The organism is Peribacillus sp. P4_C12 (assembly GCF_056402095.1).
The window spans coordinates 1-1,297 of record NZ_JBFUIB010000820.1 but is presented as its reverse complement, the minus strand read 5'-3'; the positions used below and the strand labels follow the sequence as shown (position 1 = coordinate 1,297).

At 38.3% G+C, this 1,297-nt stretch carries 2 protein-coding genes; one reads left to right on the top strand and one right to left on the bottom strand.

The window, feature by feature from the left end; genetic code table 11:
* The coding region (gene argS, locus AC1DUW_RS29340; RefSeq protein WP_477644246.1) for an arginine--tRNA ligase domain-containing protein at window positions 1-878 on the top strand (878 nt) is incomplete at its 5' end.
* An 89-nt stretch (window positions 879-967) separates the two neighbouring features.
* On the opposite strand, the gene AC1DUW_RS29335 is transcribed toward argS, so the two are convergent.
* Window positions 968-1,297: DDE-type integrase/transposase/recombinase (locus AC1DUW_RS29335; RefSeq protein ID WP_477644245.1), on the bottom strand; the 330-nt coding region annotated here is incomplete at its 5' end.

The window sequence follows — 1,297 nt, the reverse complement described above, 5'->3', positions numbered from 1 at the left end:
GGGAATTGAATGGAAAAGGCTTACTTACTCTATCCGAAGGTGCCTATGTAGTGGAATTGGAAGATATGCCGCCTTGTTTGATTACGAAAACGGATGGTGCGACACTTTATGCCACGCGTGATTTAGCTGCAGCCATGTACCGTAAAAAACAGTATAAGGCGAAGAAAACATTTTATGTTGTCGGAAACGAACAATCCCTGCACTTTAAACAACTCTTTAACGTCATCGGAAAAATGGGGTATGAGTGGTCAAATGACTTACAGCACGTAGCATTTGGCATGATGTTAAAAGACGGTAAGAAAATGTCGACACGTAAAGGGAAAGTCGTGCTGCTTGCGGATGTATTGGCAGAGGCGATCGAAACTGCGAAGCGCAATATTGAAGAAAAAAATCAAGCGCTTGAACAGAAAGAACTTGTTGCAAGACAGGTTGGCGTCGGAGCGGTAATCTTTAATGATTTAAAAAATAACCGCATGAATGATATTGATTTTTCATTAGAGCAAATGATGAATTTTGAGGGAGAAACGGGCCCATATGTACAGTACACATTTGCGCGAATTTCCTCATTGCTTGAAAAAGGTGAATTTAAAGAACAGGCCATCCATTTTGACGCTTTAGGAGAATATGCGTGGTCAGTCATCCAGCTACTAGAGCAATACCCGATCATTGTTCAAAAATCATTTGAACAAGCCGAACCATCACAAATCGCGAAATTCAGCTTGCAGTTATCACGCGCATTCAATAAGTATTATGCACATACGAAAATCTTAGTTGAAGATGAATGGAAACAAATGAAGCTCTCATTCGCTTTTTCCGTAGCGATTGTATTAAAGGATGCGCTATGTTTATTAGGTATTTCTGCGCCAAATGAAATGTAAAGTTAAATTAACGAACGCCCAATAGTTGGTTCTGGTGCAAATATGATTTGTTAGAAACATAGAACCTCAATATCCTTTTCATCTATGAATTATGATGCTACTCCAAACAATTTATGGATAAATTCTTTTTGATTTTGGGCAGACTTCACCCCTTGATGAACCTGTTTCTTTTTAATCATAAGCATGGCTTCTATGCCACTCAGTATGTAAGTAGCTGTACGGAATGATTTCAATCCTAACATTGAACGAACTCGCTTCTTTATAAAACGATGATCTTGTTCTACTATATTATTGAGATATTTAACTTGCCTTATTTGTATGCCTTCAGGCATGCGTTTCTYTTCTTTTAACTCTTGAATCGCTACAGGATAGGCTGGATTTTTATCCACTGTTATGACACGAGGTTTACAAACATGAGA